We start from the raw sequence: 22,099 nt of genomic DNA, 5'->3' as shown, positions 1-22,099 counted from the left end.
CCTCAGCCCATAGAGTGACGGTAACCGGCGGAATACGCGCCCGTTACATAATGTTCCAATTGCCGTTCGATATCGCCCAGCAGCGATGACGCGCCAAAGCGGAACAGGTCAGGTTCCAGCCAACGATCACCCAACTCGTCTTTGATTAGTGACAGGTAGACCAAAGCGTCCTTGGCTTTGGAGATCCCACCTGCTGGTTTGTAACCAACGCGATACCCGGTCCGGTCATAGTAGTCACGGATTGCGCGGATCATCACCAGCGAAACGGGCAGGGTGGCGTTTACGCTTTCCTTGCCGGTTGAAGTTTTGATGAAGTCCGCGCCTGCCATCATGCAAACCAGCGAGGCGCGCGCAACGTTGCGCAGGCTGCCCAGTTCTCCGGTGGCGAGGATAGCTTTGACATGTGCATCGCCGCAGGCGACGCGGAAAGCCTTCATCTCATCATACAATGCCTGCCAGTCACCCGACAGGACATGACGGCGCGAAATCACGATGTCGATCTCTTCGGCACCGGCCTTTACGCTTTCTTCGATCTCAGCCACGCGCAGATGGAATGGCGACAAGCCAGCGGGGAATCCGGTGGACACTGCGGCAACCGGAATGCCGGTGCCATGCAGCGCATCCACTGCCGTTTCGATCATGTCGTGATAGACGCAGACCGCACCGGTTGTGATCGGCGGCATGTCCAGGGCCTGTAATACCGAAGGCGTAACCGGCTGCCGCGCTTTGGCACACAGACGGCGGACTCGACCAACCGTGTCGTCACCCGACAGGGTGGTCAGGTCGATCATCGTGACCGCCTTCAGCAGCCATGCGGCCTGATATTCTTTTTTGACGGACCGACGACCGGGCAGGGTCGCGGCGCGGCGTTCAATGGCCGAAGTATTGACCTGCACGGCGCGTACCCAGTCCAGATCCAATTCCATTCCAGGGTTTCTGGGCTCGGTCACTTGCGGCAGATGCGCGGTGCGCACGGGGCTTTCTGAGCTCTGCGTTTCCATCTTCACATCCTTTGGGAGGTTTGCGCCAAATTCGCACGGCTTGCCGCCAATTGGAAGGCATAGCGGCCCTGTGTGCGCAATTTTTTTGACCAAATGGACAAATTTAAGGTTTTCTTGCGAATAATTCGCAATAGCGTTGACTTAGTTGCGAATGGTTCGCATATTCATTCTCCAGAGGATACCTAAATGGGGTCAAAGATGATTCGTCGTAGTTTTCTTGCGGCTTTGGCTTTTGCCGCCGCTTTGCCTGTCACGGCATGGGCCGAGGCGCCGTTAAAGGTTGTTGCCACCACGGGCATGATAGCTGATGCGGCGCGCCAGATCGGTGGTGATCAGGTTGAGGTCAAGGGTTTGATGGGACCGGGCGTCGACCCGCATGCTTATCGTCAAACCCGCAGCGACATCGTTGCTATGACCCGGGCGGATCTGATTCTGTGGCACGGTCTTTATCTTGAAGCGCAGATGGAGGACTTCTTCCATGATCTCGGACGTAAACGTCCGGTCGTGGCTGTGGCCGAAAGTGTCGACAAATCCAAACTGCGCGCGCATGACGATTATGCCGATAAGTATGACCCGCATGTATGGATGAGCCCAGCCGTCTGGCGCGATGTGGTGGTTGAGGTTCTGGGTGCTCTGACTGATGCACGCCCTGAGGCTGCAGAGACCTTTGCGGCCAACACCCAGGCCTTTCTGGCTGAGATCGATCAACTGGAGGCTTATGGAAAACAGGTTTTGTCCAACGTGCCTGAAAACAGCCGGGTGCTTGTGACGGCCCACGATGCGTTCGGCTATTTCGGCGTGGAATACGGCTATGAAGTGCTCGGCATTCAGGGCATTTCGACACAGTCCGAAGCGGGTTTGAACCGGATTGGCGAGTTGGTCGATACTTTGGTGGACAAGCAACTGACGGCCGTGTTCGTTGAAAGCTCGGTTTCCGACCGGTCGATGCGCGCCTTGATCGAGGGTGCTGCGTCCAAAGGTCATGAAGTCGGCATCGGCGGAGAGCTGTATTCCGACGCTATGGGAGAACCGGGCACCTACGAGGGAACCTATATCGGTATGCTGGACCACAACATCTCTGTGATCGCTGGTGCCTTGGGTGCTGATGTGCCCGAGCGTGGCATGAACGGCAAATTGTCAGCGGGGTTTTGAGTGATGCTGTCGCTGGCTTCTCGACAAGGTGTTTCGGTTGCCGACTCTGGCATTGACGACAGCCCGTTGGCTATTCGAGGTCTGACCGTATCGTACGGTCAGAAACCTGCGGTGTTTTCAGTGGATATGACTGTTGAGCCGGGTGCGATGACGGCGATCATCGGCCCAAATGGTGCCGGTAAATCAACGCTTTTGAAGGCAGCGCTTGGCATCGTCTCACCCTTGTCCGGGAAGGTGTCCGTCTTTGGTGAACCGTTGGAGAAACAGCGCGCCAGAATTGCTTATGTGCCGCAACGTGCAAGCGTGGATTGGGATTTCCCGACGCGCGTGATTGATGTTGTGCTGATGGGTTTGTCGCGCGAGTTGGGATTGCTGGGCCGTGTGCGTGCCCGGCACATGTCTCGCGCCATGGATTGCCTCAACCGCGTTGGAATGCGTGATTTCGCAGATCGGCAGATCGGTCAGCTTTCAGGTGGGCAGCAGCAGCGGGTCTTCCTGGCCCGTGCTTTGGCCCAGGACGCCGATCTATACCTGCTGGATGAACCCTTTGCCGGCGTCGACGCGGCCACGGAAAAGGCAATCATTGCGGTACTGAAGTCGTTGAAGGAGGCCGGTAAAACCGTGGTGGTCGTACATCACGATCTTGCCACTGTGACTGATTACTTCGACCACGTCTTCCTGATCAACACGCGCAAAGTGGCCGAAGGAACTGTGGCCGAGGCCTTTACTGCCGAAACGCTGCAATCTGCCTATGGCGGCCGCTTGGCCACCGCCCAGATCGATCAGATCTCGCGCGCTTTGGGGTAATCATGCTTTGGGATGCTCTGACCCTGCAGTTGGGCTATAACGCCACGCTGGTCGCCATTGGTGCGACCTTGCTGGGTATATCCGCCGGTGTGACCGGCACCTTTTTGTTCCTGCGAAAACGCGCGCTGGTCAGTGATGCAATCAGCCACGCAACGCTGCCCGGGGTCTGCCTCGGGTTCATGGTTTTAGTCGCCCTTGGGGGCGATGGGCGTAACCTGATCGGCCTATTGGCCGGATCGGCCGTGTCGGCCTGGGTTGGTCTGCTCTGCATGAACTGGCTGACACGCCACACGCGTCTGGCCGAGGATGCTGCGATTGGTGCTGTCCTGTCGGTGTTCTTCGGCTTTGGAATCGTGCTGTTGACTGTGATCCAGACCATGGGAGTCGGTCGCCAGGCGGGTCTCGAGGGGTTCCTGCTGGGCTCAACGGCGGGGATGCTTTGGGCAGACGCGCTGGTCATTGCAATAGGTGGGGCAGCGACCCTGTTGCTGGTCATTATCATACGCCGGCCGATGACCATGGTGGCCTTCGACCCTGAATATGCCGCTGCCCGGGGGTTGCCGGTACACCGGATTGATCTGGCGATGATGGGTCTGGTCATGGCGGTTACCGTGGTGGGACTCAAGATCGTTGGCTTGATCCTGATCGTGGCACTGCTGATCATCCCGCCCGTCACGGCGCGGTTCTGGACGGAACGATCAGACCGTGTGGTATTGCTGGCTGGCCTGGCCGGAGGGCTGGCCGGTTTTCTGGGGGCGGCGCTGTCGGCCTCGGCCCCCAACCTGCCAACCGGTCCCATCATTGTTTTGGTCAGCTTTGGGTTTTTCGCACTGTCCCTGCTCTTTGCGCCCGTCCGGGGTGTTCTGGCCGCCGTTCTGCGACATCTGCGGTTTCAGCGCCGGGTTCACATCAGGCAGGGCCTGCTGGCGCTTGCGCAAGGGCAGAAGATTTACGAGCCGCTGACCTTGCGCTTGCTGCGACATGCCGATCTGGCGCGGGCAGATGGCGTGGCAACCGAAACAGGCAAGGCCCGCGCGGCCAAGGCGCTGCGCGACGAGAAACGCTGGGAAATCGTCCGGGCCGATCAAGCGCATGAGGCAATAGCAGCGCTCTATGACGGGCTTCGGGATATCGAAACCGTCCTGACACGCGACCAGATCGCAGAAATCGACCGCCAGATCGGCGGCCCGCAGGAGGTTCCGGCATGAGCGGTGAAGAATTTGTTCCTCTTTCGCTGACGCCCCTGCTTATCGGAACGTTTGCGGCCATCGCCTGTGCGCTGCCCGGCAACTTTCTGGTGTTGCGCAAACAGGCTCTGATCGGGGATGCGATAAGTCATGTTGTGCTGCCCGGCATAGTTGTGGCCTTTTTGCTTACCGGAGCGATTTCAACTTGGCCCATGATGCTGGGCGCTGCCGGCGCGGCCGTCATCGCCGTGGTTCTGATCGAAGCCGTGCGACGGTTGGGGCAGATCGAGGCGGGTGCTGCGATGGGTGTGGTTTTCACGACGATGTTCGCGGCCGGGGTGCTGTTGCTGGAGCAGACCGATACTTCGACCGTGCATCTGGACGTTGAACATGCGCTTTACGGCAATCTGGAAAGCCTGATCTGGTTGGATGCGACGGGTTGGTCTTCTGTACTTGACCCCATAGCGTTGGCGGGCCTGCCGCCGGAATTGCCCCGGATAGCGCTGACCTTGCTGGGGGTTTCCCTTTTCGTCTGGCTGTTCTGGAGGCCGTTGAAGATTTCCACCTTTGACGAAGGGTTTGCGCGCACCATTGGTATCCGAACCGGAATGCTTGGAATGGCTCTGGTAATCACGGCTGCAATAGCTGCTGTAGCCGCGTTCGACGCCGTGGGTTCGATCATTGTGATTGCCATGTTCATTTGCCCACCCGCAGCGGCGCGCATGATGACCAATCGGCTGGAAAACCAAATCGCATGGAGCATCCTCTTTGCCGTTCTGTCGGCCGTTTCCGGGTATGTTCTGGCCGGGTATGGCCCGCTTTGGCTGGGCGCGGCGGATGCGGTCAGTGCCGCTGGCATGATCGCAACGATGTCCGGTCTGATCCTTGCGTTCGCGGCTTGTTGGGGTCCCTGCAGGACCCGCGCAGGTGCGCCCGGAATCGCTTGACCCGGCATTTTCCCGCCACCGGGCTCTGCACTGCATCGGCCAAACTTCGCCGCCTGAATTGAGGCCTATAGAGTCTTCACGCTGCAAAACCGGATTCGTGGTACCAGTTTGCCCATTGATTACTGGATGACCACCACTCACCCGGATCGTTCGAGCAATCGCGCCCAGACTGGCCGCCAGTCTAGGCTGGCAAGTCGCGATTGTTCGAACGCCCCCCTCCCCTCACATGTATTGCAAAGCAAAGCAGTGGCAGAATCGTGCGCGATTGTGCTAGGTCTGGTGGTATGGCGCAGGCACACCCCAATATCAGCGAAAATCGCCCGGTAATTCGGCAACTTGACGATGCGGCGATCAACCGTATTGCGGCGGGTGAGGTTGTTGAACGCCCGGCATCTGCGGTTAAGGAATTGGTGGAAAACGCCATCGACGCAGGCGCAACCCGCATCGCGATCGACATCGCAGATGGGGGCAAGACGCTGATTCGCGTCACCGATGACGGTTGCGGAATTGCTGCCGATGATTTGGCATTGGCCTTATCCCGCCACGCGACGTCAAAGATTGACGGGTCGGATCTATTGAACATCCACACCTTCGGCTTTCGGGGAGAGGCATTGCCATCGCTGGGCGCTGTTGGGCGGTTGACTATCACAAGCCGGGTGCCGGGGGGCGAGGCGGCCTCGGTCCATGTCGCAGGGGGGCGAATTGACGGGGTGAAACCGGCCGCCTTGCGTGCTGGTACTGTGGTTGAACTGCGCGATCTGTTCTTCGCCACACCTGCCCGATTAAAGTTCATGCGCACCGACCGGGCCGAGGCGCAGGCGATCAGCGACACCGTCAAGCGGCTGGCTATGGCCGAGCCAGCGGTGACCTTCACTTTGCGCGACGTTTCTGGCGGAGGCGAGGGGCGCGTGACCTTTCGGGCCGACCGCGAAAATGGGGATCTGTTCGACGCGCTTCACTCCCGGCTGGCCCGCGTGATCGGGCGTGAGTTTGCTGAAAACGCCCTGCAGATCGACGCCGCGCGCGAAGGCATCCGGTTGTACGGTTATGCCGCCCTGCCGACCTATTCGCGCGGTGCGGCGGTGGCGCAGTATCTGTTCGTCAACGGGCGGCCCGTAAGGGATAAAATGCTGACAGGCGCGCTGCGGGCGGCCTATTTCGATTTCCTCAGCCGGGATCGCCATCCCGCTGCAGCCCTGTTCATTGATTGCGATCCGACGCTGGTGGACGTGAATGTGCACCCGGCAAAGTCCGAGGTCCGGTTCCGCGATCCGGGCGTGGCGCGCGGGTTGATCGTCTCGGCTCTGCGGCACGCGCTGGCCGAGGCCGGGCACAGAGCATCCTCCACAGTGGCGAATGCGACTTTGGGGGCTATGCGTCCGGAACCAGCACAGCCTGCACCGGCGCGAGTCTATCAGATGGACCGCCCCTCACCGGCTGTACGGAAAGTGGCGTATCAGGCGCAGGCGCCGGGATTTGCTGAACTGTCTCAGGACTACAGCGGCAGCATTGTCGAACCGGCTTCAGTCCCAGAACCACCGGTCGAAGACCTGCCTTTGGGCGCGGCACGTGGGCAGGTACACGAGAACTACATCATCGCCCAAACCGCAGACGGCATGGTGATCGTTGATCAACATGCGGCCCATGAGCGGCTGGTTTATGAAAAGCTCAAAAAACAGATGGCAGAGAATGGCGTCGCAGCGCAGGCACTGCTGATCCCGGAAATTGTTGAATTGTCCGATAGCGATTGCGCGCGATTGATGGCTGTGGCTGATGATCTCTCGCGCCTTGGTCTGACGCTGGAGCCATTTGGCGGCGGCGCCGTCGCCGTGCGTGAAACGCCTGCCATCCTGGGCGAGGTCGATGCGCGGGCGATGATTCTGGACATATTGGATGAACTGGCCGATCAGGGCGAAAGCCAAACAGTGCAGGCGCGGATCGAGGCGATCCTTAGCCGGGTAGCTTGTCACGGCTCGGTCCGGTCGGGTCGTCGTATGCGGGCCGAGGAAATGAACGCCCTGCTGCGCGAGATGGAGGCCACGCCCCATTCCGGTCAATGCAACCACGGACGGCCGACTTATGTGGAGCTTAAACTGAGCGATATCGAGCGATTGTTCGGCCGCAGTTGATCCCAAGGCCCGGCGGGGCTATGAAGAATAAAACAAGAACACGCGAGTTGAAATGATTGAGATTGCAGGCACCCAATATGCATTGAATGATCCGGTTTTGCTGATCGGGGGTGGCGTCGTTCTGCTGATCCTGCTGCTGCTGTTTTTGTCATTGCGAGCGTCCAATCGGTCGGCTCGGATGGCGGAGCCGCTGGTCCGGCAGATGGCGCATCTGGGGCAGCATGTTCAACAACTGGGGCAGGGCCAAGAACAATTGCGCGGTGGCCTCCAGCATGTCTCGGACACGCAGGCCAATGCGCAGGTGCAGGTCATCCAGACGGTTGAATCCCGACTCTCCTCGGTCCAGCAGCAGATGAATGACCGACTGGCCGACAACGCGATGAAATCGGCGCGCGCCCTGGCCGAGATGCAGGAGCGGATGAAGGAATCACTGCACGGGTCCTCGAAACAGACAGCGACTTCGCTGACACAGTTGCAGGAACGTTTGGCCGCCATCGACAAAGCGCAGGACAATATTACCAAACTGTCGGGTGATGTATTGTCTCTGCAGGATATCCTGTCGAACAAACAGACCCGTGGTGCGTTTGGAGAGATTCAGTTGAATGACATCGTGTCCAAGGCGCTTCCTTCGGACAGCTTTCAGCTGCAGGCAACTCTGTCGAACGGGCGCCGGGCGGATTGTCTGATCAACCTGCCGAACCCTCCGGGGCCAATTGTCATCGACAGCAAGTTCCCGCTGGAAGCCTATGAAGCGTTGATTGGTTCGACCAATGACATGGAGTTGAAAGCAGCGGTGCAGATGTTCCGTAGCACGGTGCGCAAGCACATCAACGATATTGCCGAGAAATACATTCTGGACGGTGAAACAGCCGATGGCGCGTTGATGTTCCTGCCGTCCGAGGCGGTCTATGCCGAACTGCACGCCAAGTTTCCTGAACTGGTACAGGAGAGTTTCAGCAAACGTGTATGGATCGTTTCGCCCACCACATGCATGGCGACACTGAACACGATGCGGGCGATCCTGAAAGATGCACGGATGCGCGAACAGGCAGGTGCTATCCGCAAAGAGCTGGGCTTGCTGCACAAGGATGTCGAGCGTTTGGGGGATCGTGTCTCGAACCTCGACCGCCATTTCGGGCAGGCGGCCAAGGATATCTCGGAAATCAAGATCAGCGCGGAGAAAGCTGGCCGCCGTGCGCAGCGGTTGGATAACTTTGATTTCGAGGAGTTGGCACCGGACGATCAGACCAACGTTGTGCCTCTCGGCCAGTCTGAAGGCTAGGCATTACTGGATTGACAGATCCAGATTGTAGCCGACCGTCTTGTCCGTATCGCGGTCATTGCCCATCAGGTAGACCCGGATCGTGTAGTCTCCATCCTCAGGCAGTTCGATGCGCGCGGTGTTCCCGTCGATCGAGCCGTTGTAGATCGCGAAACCATCACTGTCCGGCGGCAGGATGTTGAAGTAGATCACGCCATAGCCATTTGTGTCGCTTACCTTGAGGTCGGCGAACATCTCTTGCCCGGCTTTTGCACCCAACTTGTAGTCGAAGTACTCGTTTCCCGTTACGGTACCATTGACCATTGTCCCGAAGTTGCCCGGCTCAAATTTTACATCAGCGACCAGTTGGGCTGATGCGACCGATGTAAAGCCTAACAAGCCAAGAGCTAAGATTGTAGTTCTGATCATTTAAGATGCCTCCATAAAACGGCGTGCCGGAACAGAGTATCACGTTAACGCTTATAGGGTCAGATTCTCAGGAACGGTTGGAAAAGGCGCGGCATCAACTTGTTAAATTTAAGCGGCGCGTCAGTGACCGCCAGGCAAATGCAATCCCCCGTAATGTCTGCTGTAGGGGTATGGTGGAGGTCTTCATCTGCAATTTCCACATCGCCACGGGCGAAATGGTCGACCTCATCCGAAAACGCGCCCTGCAGTACCATTGTCAGCTCCATGCCGTTATGGCTGTGGTCGGGAACTGCGGTGCCCGCCGGTATGAACAGCAGCCGGGCGGTCGCATCACCGGTTGTCGGCAGTATCGCCTGCTTGACCCCCATGCCGATTGGTCGCCAGCGGATGTCATTCACATCGCCGCCAACGTAATCCTGCAGTGGTGTCGGCAGAACCGAACAACCGGGGCGCTTGGGTTTGGCAATAGGTGCGCCGTTTGCAATCAATGCCATCGTTTCCGCAAGTGCCTTGTCGTTCATCGCAACGGTGTCGTCCTGCTCCTCCAGAACATATCCACCGACGGCGTCAAAACTTTCCGCACGCGCGCGGCAATGATCACACAAGGACAGGTGTGTCGCGACCATCAGGTCGAAAGCCTCGGGCAGAGTGCCTGCGGCGTATGCCATCAGCAGGTCATCTGTCAGGTGATGTTTGATCTTGTTGCTCATATCCGTCATCTCAATTCATCGCGTGGCGCAAGCGGTCCAGCGCCAGCCGTATCCGTGATTTGATCGTGCCCAGTGGCAACCCGGTCTGAGATGCGATTTCTCGATGACTCAGATCGCCGAAATAGGCTTTCTCGATCAGCTGTCTTTGCGCTTCTGGCAACGCGGTCAAAGCGTCGCGCAGCTGCGCGGTTTCCTGTTGCAGCGCAAGTACGTCGTCCTGTTCCGGCTCTGCTTCGGGGCCCCATCCCAGATCCTCGGGTTCGGGGCGACGTTGCTTGCGCAGAACGTCGATGCGCTTATTCCGAGCAATCGTGAACACCCAGGTGGCCACGGTCGCCCTCGCGGGATCGAAAAGATGTGACTTGTGCCACAGAGTGGCCATCACCTCTTGGGCACACTCTTCGGCCGTAGCCGTATCTGAGCCCGACTTTATCAGGAAAGCTTTGATCCGCGGGGCGAAATGCTGAAACAACTCGGCAAATGCGGCCTGGTCCTGTGCGTCCCTTATGCGTCTGACGTGGTCCACCCACTCAGCTCGCTTATTGCAATTGTCTTCCGCTTGGTTCACCGGTCTTCCCTTGATGCGTTTTTTCGCGCGCCACGGTTTCTGTGAAGGCCTGTAGGCCACCGGTTCATCCAAGGTCGCGGTATCGATCTCGGTAAACATAACAACAATACGCAGTGACACCCAAGCTGGATCACATTGTGGTGCTATTTTAATCCGAACCGGACCATGTTTCGTATGATAAGTATGTACATGACGCAAAAAAGAGCGCCGTTTTAACGGCTTGCAGGCAAGATAGGAAATCGCTCGTAATGAATAGAGTCGACCATATTTCAGGCCACACCTATCACGGCCGAAAAGGTGGGATCGAAAATGCGTTTCGGTATTCTATCGATTACATCCTGTTGGACCCCGAAGCCCGGCCTGACACACCGCTCTTGTTTTCGATGAACCGCGCCAATGCGATGTACTGGCGAGACCTCGACCACGGTGGTGAGCCCGGCAAAGGCCAGGGCGCGGTGTGGTTGCGTGCAAAATTCGATGAGATGGGTGTAACCCAACCCGAACGGCTTGAGTTGCTGACGCAGCCGCGGGTGTTGGGGCATGTGTTCAACCCGGTCAGCTTCTGGTTTTGCTTCAATGCCGATGAACAGCTTTATGCCGTAGTGGCCGAAGTCACGAATACTTACGGCACCCGCCACAGCTATCTCTGCAATAATCCTGACTATGCGCCGATCCAACCGACAGATCGCATCGTTGCGGACAAGCTGATGCATGTCTCGCCGTTTCAGAAGATCGAGGGCACATACGTGTTCCGGTTTGATCACAGCCCCGAGCGTGTCGGTGTCTGGATCGATTATGGCCGAAAGGCGGGTGGGTTGATTGCCACCCTGACCGGACCACGAGCGCCGCTAACCAACCGGGCGATTTTGTGGTCGTTGCTGCGCCGGCCCTTCGGGGCCCGGCGTGCATTCTTCCTGATCCTGTGGCAGGCGCTAAAGCTCAAGATCAAAAAGGCCCGGTTTGTTCCATTCCGAACGGCCCCGGTGCCTGATCAGCCAATGTCCCGCAGTCGCAAACCCTAGAACTTGGGTTTTTGCTTAAGATCAAAGACTCAGGCTGAACCCCGTGGTTGTGGTACTATTGAAACCGCGAATATGAGGAGTCGGGTCATGATGGAAATCTCGCCAAGGAAAATCGCTCAGGTTGCGATGATGGGGCGCGAGCTGGATCGCGCAGAGGGCGAATTGCGCGCCTTCATTGGCCGAATGAGCGAGGATGAACAGGCTGAACTGGTGGCTGTCATGTGGATCGGGCGCGAAAGCTTTTTCGCCGAAGATCTGTCTGAGGCCATCGCAACCGCCAAGTCCGAGGCTTCGACCCCTTGCGCGGATTACCTGATTGGTACACCGCACCTGTCGGATCACCTTGAAAACGGCTTGGACGCACTAGGTATCTCGGCCGAGGATGTGGAAAACGACCTGATGTAAGTGCACCAGTTGTGTGCATCTGGCCCGGACAGCAAATCGTTTAGCATTCGCCGAAAACCCGGTTTTCGGATAACCTGCACAGGAAAGCCGAAAGCGACCCCGTTCATATTGGGGTGCCAGGAAACGGAGCACGACCGATGTGGCGCGCCTTGCAAATGATTGCTGTACTCGCGTTTTGCTTGGGTTTTGGGTCTCGGCCCGCTCAAGCCTGCGGCGTCTGCGTCGAGCTTCCGGAATATTCACTTGCGGACCAGATCCTTTCCGCACGCGTGATCGTGCTGGCAGCGCCATCGCCTGACAATCCCTTCAGGTTCACTCCCGTTTCGATTGTGAAAGGCACGCCTGAACAGGTCGAGGCTTTGCCGGAAATACCCTTTCTGGTCGACAGCGTCGCGCGCTCTGCATTTCGTGTGGATCCCAACCGAACAGTTTTGATGATTTACGGAGCGGGATACCGAGACAAGGCTGGCCGCGGACTTTCCGGCGGCTGGATCAAAGGGTTTCTGATGACACCGGATCGAACCCAATTCCTTGAGACACTGCGCGCCAAGGGGCAGGGGTGGGTCAGTGGCGCTCCGGACCGCGCGGCGCAGGTTGCCTTTTTCAGTGACTATCTTACGCACGAAGATCGCATGCTGCGCAACGCTGCACTGATCGAGATCCATCGCGCGCCTTATCGGCTTGTGACCCATCTGGCCGACGCCGTGCCCACGGCGCAATTGTTGCAGGATTTGCGGAATCCAAACCGCCTTGCCTACGCACCGGTGCTTATCCGTTTGTTGGGTCTTCAGTCGGACCCTAAGGCCAACGAACGTGTAAGGCTTGGTTATCAAAGCGCGCTTCGCGACCGACCCCTTAACCTTTATGACTGGGGGTTGGCGGGTATCGCAGTGGATCGTGATCAGGCAATCCTGGAAATCGAAAAGTCGCTGCTGCGGCCTGATCGAACCGACGAGGAAAAGCGAAATCTTATCCGCAGCCTGGCCGATGGCGGAACAGCCTATCCGGAAACGCGACCCCTGATACTGGATGTGTTTAAGCGCCAGTTGGACCAAGACAACTCCCTTGCGATTTGGATTGCCCTGGCTGTCCGACCCTGGGACACCAGCGCCCTGATCCCCACCTTCGAGGCTGTCATGGCTCAAGACAATCTGGATCCGGCGACGCTGTTTTTCTTGCAGGCGGTAACGGAAGCAGACGAACGGGGTTAAAGTTTCAATACCGTTCCTAACGACCTCGGATCGCTATCGAGAATAGAAAGAGCAGGCATTCGCCATGCTAAAGCAGCCGAAACAGCATCGGCGCAATCGATTTCAGAAAAAATGCAAACCTGAACAAAATCGCCTTGTATCTGGTCGACATGCAAGGATATACCGGCCAGCGGAGACGTGGCCGAGTGGTCGAAGGCGCTCCCCTGCTAAGGGAGTAGGCCCGGAAGGGTCTCGAGGGTTCGAATCCCTTCGTCTCCGCCACAAAATCTCGAAACGGATGGATCCGCCTAACTGTCTGTCGGTTTTGGTCGGTGTTTTTTATGTTCGCTGCATGCGCTTGGGGTCAGGCCTGCATCTCAAGATGTGCATCTGGGAAACAGTTCAGAACCTTCGGCAATTCCCCGTCAGGCAGAGCGCACAGGGTTGTTGAAAGACCATCAGCCAACGCTGCAGTGTTTGCAGATACTGACACAACCCGGCGGGCTGGCATTTGCCCTGTGGGGTCGAAGATATGGCCACAAGTGTCGTTCAGCATCAGGTTGGTGGCATCCGAAGTCGCAACGGCCCGGTCGTGTAGCGAGATACGTTTTGTGACCTGACCCCGGGGATCTGCCAGACCCACTTGCCAGGCCCGCCCATCGTGACGCTGTCCGAATGCCATGACTTCCCCCATATCGACCAGGATGTCTTGCAGCCCTTTTGATCGGAGCAGCGCGGCGATGCGATCTGTGATTGCTCCTTGCGCTATTCCATTCAGTGTCAGCGCCGACTGCCCGGGATAGGGCAGGCGGATGACATCGTTGTTAACCGAGACCTTGTTCCATCCGATGGATTTGCGGGCGGTTTTGGCGTCCTCACCGTTGATCAGAGCAGCCCAGAGCGGCTGGATTGTCGGGTCAAATGCGCCCTCTGAATTCTGGTGCAATACTGAGCACAGGCTGAACAGGCTCAAGAGCTCGGGCGCTGGATGCATAAGAAAACCATCGCGGTTCAGGCGCGAAAGTTGGGATTTCGGGCGATACAGGCTGAAGATATCTTCCAGCCGTGTGACTTCGGCCTCGACGGCCGCAAAAACGGGGCGGGCTTGGGTATCTGTCAGCCCGACCAACTGCATGCTGGCGGGTGCTCCCAAAGCGGACCCGTGCCACCGGGCGGCTGTAACCGGGGCCGCGATTGCAGGGTAGGCCGCGCTTGCGGCCGATATGGTCAGAAACCGGCGACGAGACAGAAGGGTCATGCGGGTGTCTCCAGTAGCAGGTCCAGATCTACGGGGCCCAATACCTCGGCATCGGGAATGTCGGATAGGGGCAAAGCGGTACCGCCATATTGTGCGATGAATGATGCGGCATCATCAGGGTTTGAGAACGGCACCACTTCACGCGCGCCCATGCCTCCCGCGACGTCGGAGCCGACAACAAAGGTGGCGACATCAGCGGCGATCCAGTTGGAGACACCCGGTTGCTGCCAGTTGGGCGCGACACTCATATCACTGACATAGATGGCGGTGATGTCGGCGTCCCGCTCCGGGCTTTTGAGGTAAGCGACCATGTCCCGCACCTGTGCAAAGAACAGTGGTGCGGGATAACCTTCCAGATGGATCTGTCCTTTGGGCCCGCCGTGTTCGGCGATATTCATTTGGCAGAAAAAGCTCAGTGCATCCGGTGTCAAGTCAACCGGATCGGGGACCTCGGCGACCTCTTCTTTGCAGGCCGTCAGTGCGAACAGAGCGATCAGGAACAGATGCTTCATGGCTCAACCCTCTGGAACGCGGCGCGGGCGAGGATGAAGCCCAGAATTGGCCAGATCAACAATGACGCGGGTGCTGCCCAAACCGGAAGCGCTTGTGCCGCACCGGTCATGCCCGAGGCCATCGCTACACCTTCGGTCGCGGCGATATTCCACAGACGAAATGCGTCGGCCGGGTTGGCTACCATCACCCATGGAAAGACGGATTGGGTGAAAGTGCCGCCCTCATCCATAACCACGGCTCCCAACAAGCCAAGATCATAGAGGACGACAAAGACCAGCCAGAGCCCGGCCGACAGACCTGCCGCCGCCGTTGCGCCCCTCGCCAACGCGGACAGCAGGTAACCCAGCGCCAGAAACACGGCGCCCAGCAGGATGGATGTGAGGATCAAACGCACCAGTGCCAACAGGCTTTCCGGGCCGGCGCCACCGAACCATGCGGCGACTGCACCCGCGGTGCCAAAGCCGACGGTCATGGCAAAGGCCAATGCCGCCAGGTGGGCGGTGAATTTGCCCAGCAGGATTTCCCCGCGACCAGCGGGATAGGACAGCAGCAGCGACAGACTACCGCGGTCCACGTCTCCTGCGATGGCGTCGAATGCGATCATCAGTGCCAGTAGGGGCGCAAGATAGACCGACAGCGTGGTCATCGACGCGACCGAGACGGTCAGCATGTCGACGCCCAGCGTGCCAGTTGGCGCGCTGCCAGCAAAGGTCAGCGCCAGCGCGAACAGCACCATGATCAACGTTGCCATCAGCAGCCAGCGGTTGCGTCGCAGGATCAGCATTTCGGTGCGGGTAATGGCGAGGAAGCGGGTCATTGCAATTCCTCCTGAGCGTAGTGGCGATAAAGGTCTTCCAACTTGGGCGGGGTCATTTCAACATCCGCCACGGCATCGCCCAGTCCGGCAATGCGGCGCAGGGCTTCCATCTTGTCGTCCGGGGAGCAGAGCAATTCAACCGACGCGCCATTGATGCGGTTTCCACCCAGTTCTGCGGCAAGCGCTTCTGGGTTGGCGCTGGCGCGCACCCGCAGGCGGATCGGCAGGCCCGCCAGGGCCGACAGATTGGTCAGCGTATCGTCAGCCACCATGCGCCCCTTGCGCATGATGGCTATGCGGTCGGTGCGGGCCTCGACCTCGGTCAGGGCATGGGAAGCGATCAGCACTGCTGTTCCTTTCGCTGCCAGCTCATCAATGATGGCATAGAGGTCCTGCCGCGAAATTGGGTCCAAACCGCTTGTGGGTTCATCCAGCAGCGCCACCTTTGGCTGGCCTAGCAGCACCTGCGCCAGACCCAGCCGTTGTCGCATTCCTTTGGAATAGGCTCCGATCCGGCGATCCAGCGCGTCACTCAGGCCGACACGTTCCAGCAGATCAGGCACGTTAGCTTTGGTTCCCGACAGTTGAGCGAACAATGTCAACTGTTCCCGCCCGGTCAATGCGGGGTGAAACGAGACAGCCTCGGGTAGATACGCTGTTTCCCGCCGTGCCTGTGCGCTGCCGGGGGTGGCGTCGCCGATCCGAATGGCTCCGCCGTGGATCGGCGTCAGACCGAGGATGGATTTAATCAGGGTCGACTTCCCTGCGCCGTTATGCCCCAGCAGCGCCACGCGCTGGCCGGGGACTAATGACAGGGTGATATCGTCAAGTACGCGGGTTTTCCCTCGGTCCTTGAAGACGTGGTCAATTGACAGGGCCTTATCCGTCATGAGGCACCTTTTTCATAGCTGGGGGTTCAGGGGCTTGCATCAATGGGTTGCTGTCCATCACGCCACCCGGCAGCAGGGCCGGGAAAGCAGATTGCGACCAGCGCACCAGCTGCACGGCGGGGGAGCCGAGCAGAAGTTTGGCTGCGGGTTGGGTCCACAGCACATGGTCCATAGAGTCATTGGGGCGATAGGGGGCATCAGCGATACCGTTGCCATCCACATCAAAGGCGGCGAAATCGGACCAGTAATTGCCGCGCCCGTCTTCGGACCACTCGACCCATTTGGTCGAAACGAATTTCACTTGGGTCCGGTTGCCGACAAAGGCGTTTCCGACGATCCGGTTGCGTTCGCTTCCGGCCGTAAAGTGGATGCCGATGCCGCATCCCTGGAACCAGTTGTCGGTGAATTCGTTCTTATTCGAGTTATAGAGGAAAGTGCATTTTTCCTTGGCACCCTTCACCACGTTTCCGGTGATGACGCTCTTGTTGGCGTAGTTCAGCATCACGCCATGTTCACGGTCACCGATCGAGACATTGTTGGCCACGGTCACATTGGTCGTGAACATCACCGCATAGCCCAGATCGTTACCGATCGAGACATTGTCACTGACCACCGAATTGTCCGCGTACATATAATGCACGGCAAACCGCAGGTCGCGGAACAGGTTGCCGGTGAAGGTGTTCTCTTTTGACGAGTTCACAAAGATCCCGTCACGGCCATAGCGGATGTCGTTGTCTTCAACCCGCGCACCCGGCGCGTTCCAGACATAGACGCCATTGCCGCGGTCGTTCATCCGCTGGTCCAAACGGCCTTCGATCCGGTTGCCACGCACGATGCTGTCCTTGGCCCCGTGAATGTCGACGCCATAGAGATTGCCCAGCAGTACGTTATCTTCGACCACCGGCGCCTTGGCCGTTTTGGTCAGCTGGATACCGCTGTCGATCCCGTCATGGCTTGAGCCCGAGCCGATCACAATGAGTCCGCGCACGGTCACGCCCGACCCGGTCACGGTGATGACGCTGCCCGTGCCTTGTCCGTCGATGGTGGCCTGGCCCAACCCGTCAATGGTGACGGGCCGGTCCAGAACCAATGTTTCGGTATAGATACCGGGGCTCAGGCGGAGGGTGTCCCCATCCGCCGCCTGAGCCAGTGTTTCATTGATGGCCCCCGCCCGATTGGGCACATCCCAGTCCGCCGCCCAAAGGGGCGAGCCGAGCAGGAGCGGTATGAGCAGGGACCAACGCATAAGTTATGCTCCCTGAGGCTCGACCAGCATACGGCCGCGCATTTCCATGTGCAGTGCGTGGCAGAACCACTGGCAATAGAACCAGTGCACGCCCGGACGGTCCGCAGTGAAAGTGATCGACGCGGTTGCCATTGGCCCGATCTCGAAGGCGATGCCGTAGTTACCCAGGCAGAAGCCGTGGGTCACGTCGTCCACGTCATCCAGGTTGGTGACGTAGATTGTTACCTCGTCGCCCTGTTTGACGGTGAACTTCTCAAGGCTGAAGGTCGGTGCCTGCGATGTCATGTAGACCCGCACCTTGTTGCCGTCCCGGATCGGTTCCTCGGCACCTTCTTCCAGATCGATGCCATCGGCTTCGGCCTGTTTGCGGGCGTCCTCCCAGGTGACATCGGCACGGTCCCAGACATTGACCGGGTTGACGATATCGGCGCGAACGATGATCGAGTCATGCGGCTCGGCAAAGGTCGGGCCGTCGTGAACCACCTTCATCTCGTTGGACGAGATGTCGATCAACTGCTCGTTCTCGGGCTTCAGCGGGCCTACGTTCAGGAACCGATCTTTCGAGAACTTGTTCATCGAAATCAGCCACTTGCCATCGGCATCCTTGGTTTCACCCATGGAGGTCGAGTTGTGACCCGGCTGATAGTGAACGTCGACCTTCGAGATGATCGGGTCCACATCCGCGCCACCGTAGGCTTCGATTGCTTTGTCGATGTTCCATTTCACGATCTGGCTGTCGAGGAACAGCGTGGTGAACGCGTTGCCCTGACCGTCATAAGCAGTGTGAAGCGGGCCAAGACCCAGCTGCGGTTCACCCACAATGCAGGATCGCGGATCGGCATCGCTTTCGAACAGGGCGTCCAGTTTTGTGACATCCATGATCGAGACAGTCGGCGACAGCTTACCGTTGATGCAGACGTGCTTGCCGTCAGGCGCGGTGTTGATGCCGTGCGGCGAGTTCGGAATCGGAATGTAACGGGTGTACTTCTTGTTCTGACCCTTACGGCCGTCCAGAACCTTAACGCCTTTCAGCTCTTGATAGTCACCGGCTTCGATGCCTTTTTCGATTTCAGCAAGGTTAAAGACAACAACGTGGTCCAGCTCGTTCTCGGTCATCTCGGCCAGGTTCATACCCATTTCCGAGTTGTATGAGGTCGAATAGGCGTACTTACCCTGATAGTCACAGTCGGTGTTGTCGAGGTTACCCGACACGATCACCTGCCATGCGACCTCCATCGTGTCACCGTCCAGCGCGGTGAAGATGTTCACGTATTGCGATGGATCGTCCAGCACTGTGCCGTCATTGACTAGCGGAGTTTCATCTTCGCCGTTGGCAAAGACATAGCCGGTGCGCGGGAATTTCTGCGGACGCAGCCCGTGGATCGCCTTGGCGTTCGGGATCTCGGTGATCTTGTCGCATTTCATCACGTCACAGCGCACACGGGCAACACGGGTGTTGGCCTTGTCGTTCATGAACAGATAGCGGCCATCATAGGTGCCATCGGTGAACGACATATGCGGGTGATGCAGGTCGCCATTGTCATAGGTTTTCATGCCGCGCTTGGCGAGGAATTCCTTGGTTTCCGGCAGCAGACCGTCGGTCATGATCTTCAGCGACTCGTTGGTCTGCCCCCAACCGGTGGCCGAGCAGCGGTTGAAGACCGGCACGCGCATCAGCTCGCGCATGGACGGGAAACCCAAGATACGCAGTTCGCCGGTCTGACCCGAGGACCAGAAGCCGTAATATTCGTCCAGCTCACCGGGCTGCAGATTGGCATTGGCCGCAGCGCTGGCCTGTTTCGCGGTCATCAGGGTCGAACCCAGACCGGTCCCGGCCAACACAGCGCCGGTTGCGGTGGCCCCCAGCATCCCTCGGCGTGTGATGTTCAGTTTGTTTTCATTGTCCGACATGATCGTTCCTCCTTTTTTAGGAAACGGATTGCGGTTTGGCGTTCGGATGGTTCGCCGGTGGTTGCCCGAGGGGGGTCTTGGGATTGACCGACCCTGTCTTGGCCCGCCGTTTCAGTTGGCGGATAACGACGGGACATTTGTCCTCGGACTGGTAGAGCACCTGACAATGCAGGCAGGTGACGCACTCGTTCGGATTGATCTCACCGGTGGGGTGGATCGCCTGAACGGGGCATTCGTTGGCGCAGGTCTGACAGGGGGTGCCGCAATCCTTGTAGCGGCGCAGCCAGTCGAACATGCGGATACGGGCGGGGATCGCCAGCGCTCCGCCTAACGGGCAGAGGTAGCGGCAGTAGAATCGTTCGATGAACAGCCCGATCCCCAGTAAGGCCAGCGCAAAGACCACAAACGGCCAGTCGCGCATGAATTTCAGAATGATCGCGGTCTTGAACGGCTCGACCTCGGCATATTTCTCGGCTAATGGGATCGAGACAAAACTGAGACCGAAGAGACCCAAGAAGATCATATACTTTGCCGGCCATAGGCGTTCGTTCAGACCCCAGGGAAGGGTCCACTGCGGCACCTTCAGCGCGCGGGCGATCTTGTTAGTCAGTTCTTGCAATGCGCCGAATGGGCAAAGCCAGCCGCAATAGGCTCCGCGTCCCCAGAAGAGCAGGGCGGCGGCGACGGCGAACCATTGGATAAAGACCAGCGGGTCGAGCAAGAAAGCGTCCCAGCTGAACCCGGAGCGCAGACTGCCTGCCAGCGCCATCAGGTTCACGACGCTCAGCTGTGCGTTAGCATACCAACCGATGAAGAACAGCGTCATGGTCAGATAGCCGATGCGGAACCAGTAGAAGACCCGCGCGTTCATCGTGGCGTGGAACTGGAAGAAGAAAGTCGCAGTCAACACCAATAGCATGAAGCCCAGACCGACGATTTCGACCGTGCGATCTTTCCAGATACGCTTCCAAAGGGCGGCCTTGGCGGCGGCCTCGCCGGTGGCGTCGTCGACAACTGCCGGGGCGGTCGCAGGCAGCAAGTACTGTTCGGGCAGTTTGTAGCCCAGATCGAAGGTCAGGAATGTCTTTTCCACCGCGCCCACGGCTCGTTGCACCAGCAATTGCAGGCGGAATGGCTCGGCGGGGTTAAACTCCACCTCGGCAGGGATTTTGAAGATATCCAGTTCGGTGAAGCTGGGCGCATCTGAGGCAGCGACCTTGCCAAGGCGCTCTTGCTGCTTGTCAAAGAACCGTACCGAATTGTCGCCCTGAATCAGCTGAATACGGTCGAAAATCCCGCCGCGGACATAGCCCGAGCCCTTGAAGCTGTAGGCGCCGCGACCCAGCACCAGAATGGCCTGTTCGCCTTCGTCCAGCCACCCGGTCAGGTTCTGATACTCGGCCTCGCCCAACAGGGACTTGCCGATCGAGGGGACCGAGACCAGTGCCACATGCATGTCAATGAACGTGTCATCCGGTTCACCCGGTTCCGGGCGTTTGATGGCACGTTGATCGCCAGTGGCCTCAAAGGCCGCGTTGACCTGGCCAACATCCAGCGTCAGACGCCGGATTGAGCCGTCGCCGGACAGGGTGGTCCAGTCATAGGTGGCGTCTTGCGCCATATCGACTTCGCGTTTCGGGCCATCGGCCTGCAGCGGAGACAGGCCGCCCAGACCCAGCGCGCGGGCCACTTTGATACCGCCGCGCACAAGGCTGTCGTCGATCACCATGATCGTGACCGTCGCGCCCGAGATGATATCCAAGTCATGCCCTTCGCCACCGGTCTCGGCTTCGACCTTCAGGTCCAGCCCGGTATAGCCTTCGGTCAGTTCGACCATGCGCGAATTGGGGATGCCGATCAGCACAATGGGTTCTGAATGTTTGACCAGCTGCACACCGGTCAAAACGGCATCTTCGTCGATTGCGGCAACCACGTGGATAGGCTTGCCCGAATAACCGGTGGTGCCCACGAAATCAGATGTCAGAAAGGCCCAAGCAACGATTTCGCCACCTTTCAGAACCGGGGCCACGGGCACGTCGTCGCGCACCGGGCCAAGGGCATCGGCACCGGGGGCCAGTTCGGCAGGCTCGATCTCGGGAAGGAAGCTGGCGAGGCTGTCGGCACGGGCGTTGATCGCCACCAAGCAGAACAGGGCAAGGGCCAGCAGGAAATGGATTGCGCGACTTACGACCACAGCGCACCTCCGGATACTAGGATTGACGCTATGCGCGCGCGCTGGGCGCGTTCGATGTGTTTCTTGGGTGCAGCCGGGGGGCCACGGGTTTCAGGCCACAATCGTTTCAAGCTGCAGACCTCAACCAGATCGCGGGGCGAAGGGTATTCGGTGTGAATAACGCTTTCCCGTGCCAGGACAGGCAAGTTCGGCACCGGGGCCGCCGAGGTGACTGCACACAGGGCGCAATCGGCGCATTTGGGGCAGGGCGCGGTTGGGTCCAGGTCTTCCTCCTCAAGGTCTATCTGGACCCAGACCGCGCCTGCCTCCGAGCAGATCTCCACCCACATGCTTTGGCCGGGACTCGCCAGCGCCGGGCCGATCGTTTGCAACAACAGCAGGAGGATACCCACCAACGCACACGTCGCACGCAACGCGCGAACAGGGAGGCTGTGCAAAGGGCTAAGGGCGGGCATGGAGAAT

Annotated in this window: 21 protein-coding genes and 1 tRNA gene; 10 read left to right on the top strand and 12 right to left on the bottom strand. The window is 58.8% G+C overall.

Going from position 1 to position 22,099, the window contains the following annotated elements:
- Nucleotides 1–2 precede the first annotated feature (2 nt).
- Nucleotides 3–1,001: a deoxyribose-phosphate aldolase gene (deoC, locus tag ACR0AK_RS19190; protein WP_480794579.1), complete on the bottom strand. Its 999-nt coding sequence runs from the start codon at nt 999–1,001 to the stop codon at nt 3–5.
- Nucleotides 1,002–1,199: 198 nt separating this feature from the next.
- On the opposite strand from deoC, the gene ACR0AK_RS19185 reads away from it, so the two are divergent.
- The 6 genes from ACR0AK_RS19185 (at nt 1,200) to ACR0AK_RS19160 (ending at nt 8,505) form a co-directional block, all read left to right on the top strand.
- The gene (locus ACR0AK_RS19185; RefSeq protein ID WP_480794578.1) at nt 1,200–2,153 is read left to right on the top strand and encodes a metal ABC transporter solute-binding protein, Zn/Mn family; all 954 of its coding nucleotides are present in this window, start codon (nt 1,200–1,202) and stop codon (nt 2,151–2,153) included.
- Nucleotides 2,154–2,156: 3 nt separating this feature from the next.
- Nucleotides 2,157–2,960: a metal ABC transporter ATP-binding protein gene (locus tag ACR0AK_RS19180; RefSeq protein ID WP_480794577.1), complete on the top strand. Its 804-nt coding sequence runs from the start codon at nt 2,157–2,159 to the stop codon at nt 2,958–2,960.
- Between the two features lie 2 nt (nt 2,961–2,962).
- The gene (locus ACR0AK_RS19175; RefSeq protein WP_480794576.1) at nt 2,963–4,168 is read left to right on the top strand and encodes a metal ABC transporter permease; all 1,206 of its coding nucleotides are present in this window, start codon (nt 2,963–2,965) and stop codon (nt 4,166–4,168) included.
- The gene (locus ACR0AK_RS19170) at nt 4,165–5,094 is read left to right on the top strand and encodes a metal ABC transporter permease (protein WP_480794575.1); all 930 of its coding nucleotides are present in this window, start codon (nt 4,165–4,167) and stop codon (nt 5,092–5,094) included. Before ACR0AK_RS19175 ends, ACR0AK_RS19170 begins: the two co-directional genes overlap by 4 nt.
- Nucleotides 5,095–5,378: 284 nt before the next feature.
- On the top strand, nt 5,379–7,223 hold the full coding sequence (gene mutL / locus ACR0AK_RS19165) for a DNA mismatch repair endonuclease MutL (protein WP_480794574.1): 1,845 nt from the start codon (nt 5,379–5,381) through the stop codon (nt 7,221–7,223).
- 52 nt (nt 7,224–7,275) lie between these two features.
- Complete coding sequence (locus tag ACR0AK_RS19160) at nt 7,276–8,505, top strand: DNA recombination protein RmuC (protein WP_480794573.1); 1,230 nt, start codon at nt 7,276–7,278, stop codon at nt 8,503–8,505.
- 3 nt (nt 8,506–8,508) lie between these two features.
- Here ACR0AK_RS19160 and ACR0AK_RS19155 read toward each other — a convergent pair whose 3' ends face one another.
- Genes ACR0AK_RS19155 through ACR0AK_RS19145 form a run of 3 tightly spaced genes read right to left on the bottom strand, consistent with a single transcriptional unit; the run spans nt 8,509 to nt 10,290 of the window.
- Nucleotides 8,509–8,913 carry a hypothetical protein gene (locus tag ACR0AK_RS19155; RefSeq protein WP_480794572.1) on the bottom strand — a complete coding sequence of 135 codons (405 nt, stop codon included), beginning with the start codon at nt 8,911–8,913 and terminating at the stop codon, nt 8,509–8,511.
- Nucleotides 8,914–8,972: 59 nt separating this feature from the next.
- Entirely contained in the window at nt 8,973–9,623 is a 651-nt protein-coding gene (locus tag ACR0AK_RS19150; RefSeq protein ID WP_170562233.1) for a ChrR family anti-sigma-E factor, read from the bottom strand.
- A gap of 10 nt (nt 9,624–9,633) precedes the next feature.
- Complete coding sequence (locus tag ACR0AK_RS19145) at nt 9,634–10,290, bottom strand: sigma-70 family RNA polymerase sigma factor (protein WP_480794873.1); 657 nt, start codon at nt 10,288–10,290, stop codon at nt 9,634–9,636.
- 149 nt (nt 10,291–10,439) lie between these two features.
- On the opposite strand from ACR0AK_RS19145, the gene ACR0AK_RS19140 reads away from it, so the two are divergent.
- From ACR0AK_RS19140 to ACR0AK_RS19125, 4 genes are all read left to right on the top strand, one after another.
- Nucleotides 10,440–11,213, top strand: a complete 774-nt coding sequence (locus ACR0AK_RS19140) for a DUF1365 domain-containing protein (protein ID WP_170562236.1) — start codon at nt 10,440–10,442, stop codon at nt 11,211–11,213.
- An 87-nt stretch (nt 11,214–11,300) separates the two neighbouring features.
- Nucleotides 11,301–11,618 carry a DUF3775 domain-containing protein gene (locus ACR0AK_RS19135; RefSeq protein WP_170562239.1) on the top strand — a complete coding sequence of 106 codons (318 nt, stop codon included), beginning with the start codon at nt 11,301–11,303 and terminating at the stop codon, nt 11,616–11,618.
- Nucleotides 11,619–11,773: 155 nt separating this feature from the next.
- Nucleotides 11,774–12,829, top strand: coding sequence for a hypothetical protein (locus ACR0AK_RS19130; protein WP_480794571.1), 1,056 nt, complete (start codon nt 11,774–11,776; stop codon nt 12,827–12,829).
- A gap of 171 nt (nt 12,830–13,000) precedes the next feature.
- Nucleotides 13,001–13,090, top strand: a tRNA-Ser gene (locus tag ACR0AK_RS19125).
- An 82-nt stretch (nt 13,091–13,172) separates the two neighbouring features.
- On the opposite strand, the gene ACR0AK_RS19120 is transcribed toward ACR0AK_RS19125, so the two are convergent.
- Genes ACR0AK_RS19120 through ACR0AK_RS19085 form a run of 8 tightly spaced genes read right to left on the bottom strand, consistent with a single transcriptional unit; the run spans nt 13,173 to nt 22,092 of the window.
- Nucleotides 13,173–14,066, bottom strand: coding sequence for an FAD:protein FMN transferase (locus tag ACR0AK_RS19120; RefSeq protein ID WP_480794570.1), 894 nt, complete (start codon nt 14,064–14,066; stop codon nt 13,173–13,175).
- Complete coding sequence (locus ACR0AK_RS19115) at nt 14,063–14,578, bottom strand: nitrous oxide reductase accessory protein NosL (RefSeq protein WP_480794569.1); 516 nt, start codon at nt 14,576–14,578, stop codon at nt 14,063–14,065. The genes ACR0AK_RS19120 and ACR0AK_RS19115 overlap by 4 nt, the downstream gene beginning before the upstream one ends.
- Complete coding sequence (locus ACR0AK_RS19110) at nt 14,575–15,396, bottom strand: ABC transporter permease (protein ID WP_480794568.1); 822 nt, start codon at nt 15,394–15,396, stop codon at nt 14,575–14,577. The genes ACR0AK_RS19115 and ACR0AK_RS19110 overlap by 4 nt, the downstream gene beginning before the upstream one ends.
- Nucleotides 15,393–16,286, bottom strand: a complete 894-nt coding sequence (locus ACR0AK_RS19105; protein ID WP_480794567.1) for an ABC transporter ATP-binding protein — start codon at nt 16,284–16,286, stop codon at nt 15,393–15,395. Before ACR0AK_RS19105 ends, ACR0AK_RS19110 begins: the two co-directional genes overlap by 4 nt.
- Nucleotides 16,276–17,532 carry a nitrous oxide reductase family maturation protein NosD gene (locus ACR0AK_RS19100; protein WP_480794566.1) on the bottom strand — a complete coding sequence of 419 codons (1,257 nt, stop codon included), beginning with the start codon at nt 17,530–17,532 and terminating at the stop codon, nt 16,276–16,278. The genes ACR0AK_RS19105 and ACR0AK_RS19100 overlap by 11 nt, the downstream gene beginning before the upstream one ends.
- A gap of 3 nt (nt 17,533–17,535) precedes the next feature.
- On the bottom strand, nt 17,536–19,443 hold the full coding sequence (gene nosZ / locus ACR0AK_RS19095) for a TAT-dependent nitrous-oxide reductase (RefSeq protein ID WP_170562260.1): 1,908 nt from the start codon (nt 19,441–19,443) through the stop codon (nt 17,536–17,538).
- Between the two features lie 16 nt (nt 19,444–19,459).
- Nucleotides 19,460–21,637 (bottom strand): 4Fe-4S binding protein, encoded by a 2,178-nt coding sequence (locus tag ACR0AK_RS19090; protein WP_480794565.1) that lies wholly within the window; start codon nt 21,635–21,637, stop codon nt 19,460–19,462.
- Nucleotides 21,628–22,092, bottom strand: a complete 465-nt coding sequence (locus ACR0AK_RS19085) for a DUF2946 family protein (protein WP_480794564.1) — start codon at nt 22,090–22,092, stop codon at nt 21,628–21,630. The genes ACR0AK_RS19090 and ACR0AK_RS19085 overlap by 10 nt, the downstream gene beginning before the upstream one ends.
- Between the last annotated feature and the right edge of the window lie 7 nt (nt 22,093–22,099).

It is taken from the genome of Ruegeria sp. BI12 (assembly GCF_056537985.1).
The sequence above is the reverse complement of the archived record's forward strand: the minus strand, read 5'-3'. Positions and strand labels throughout refer to the sequence as shown.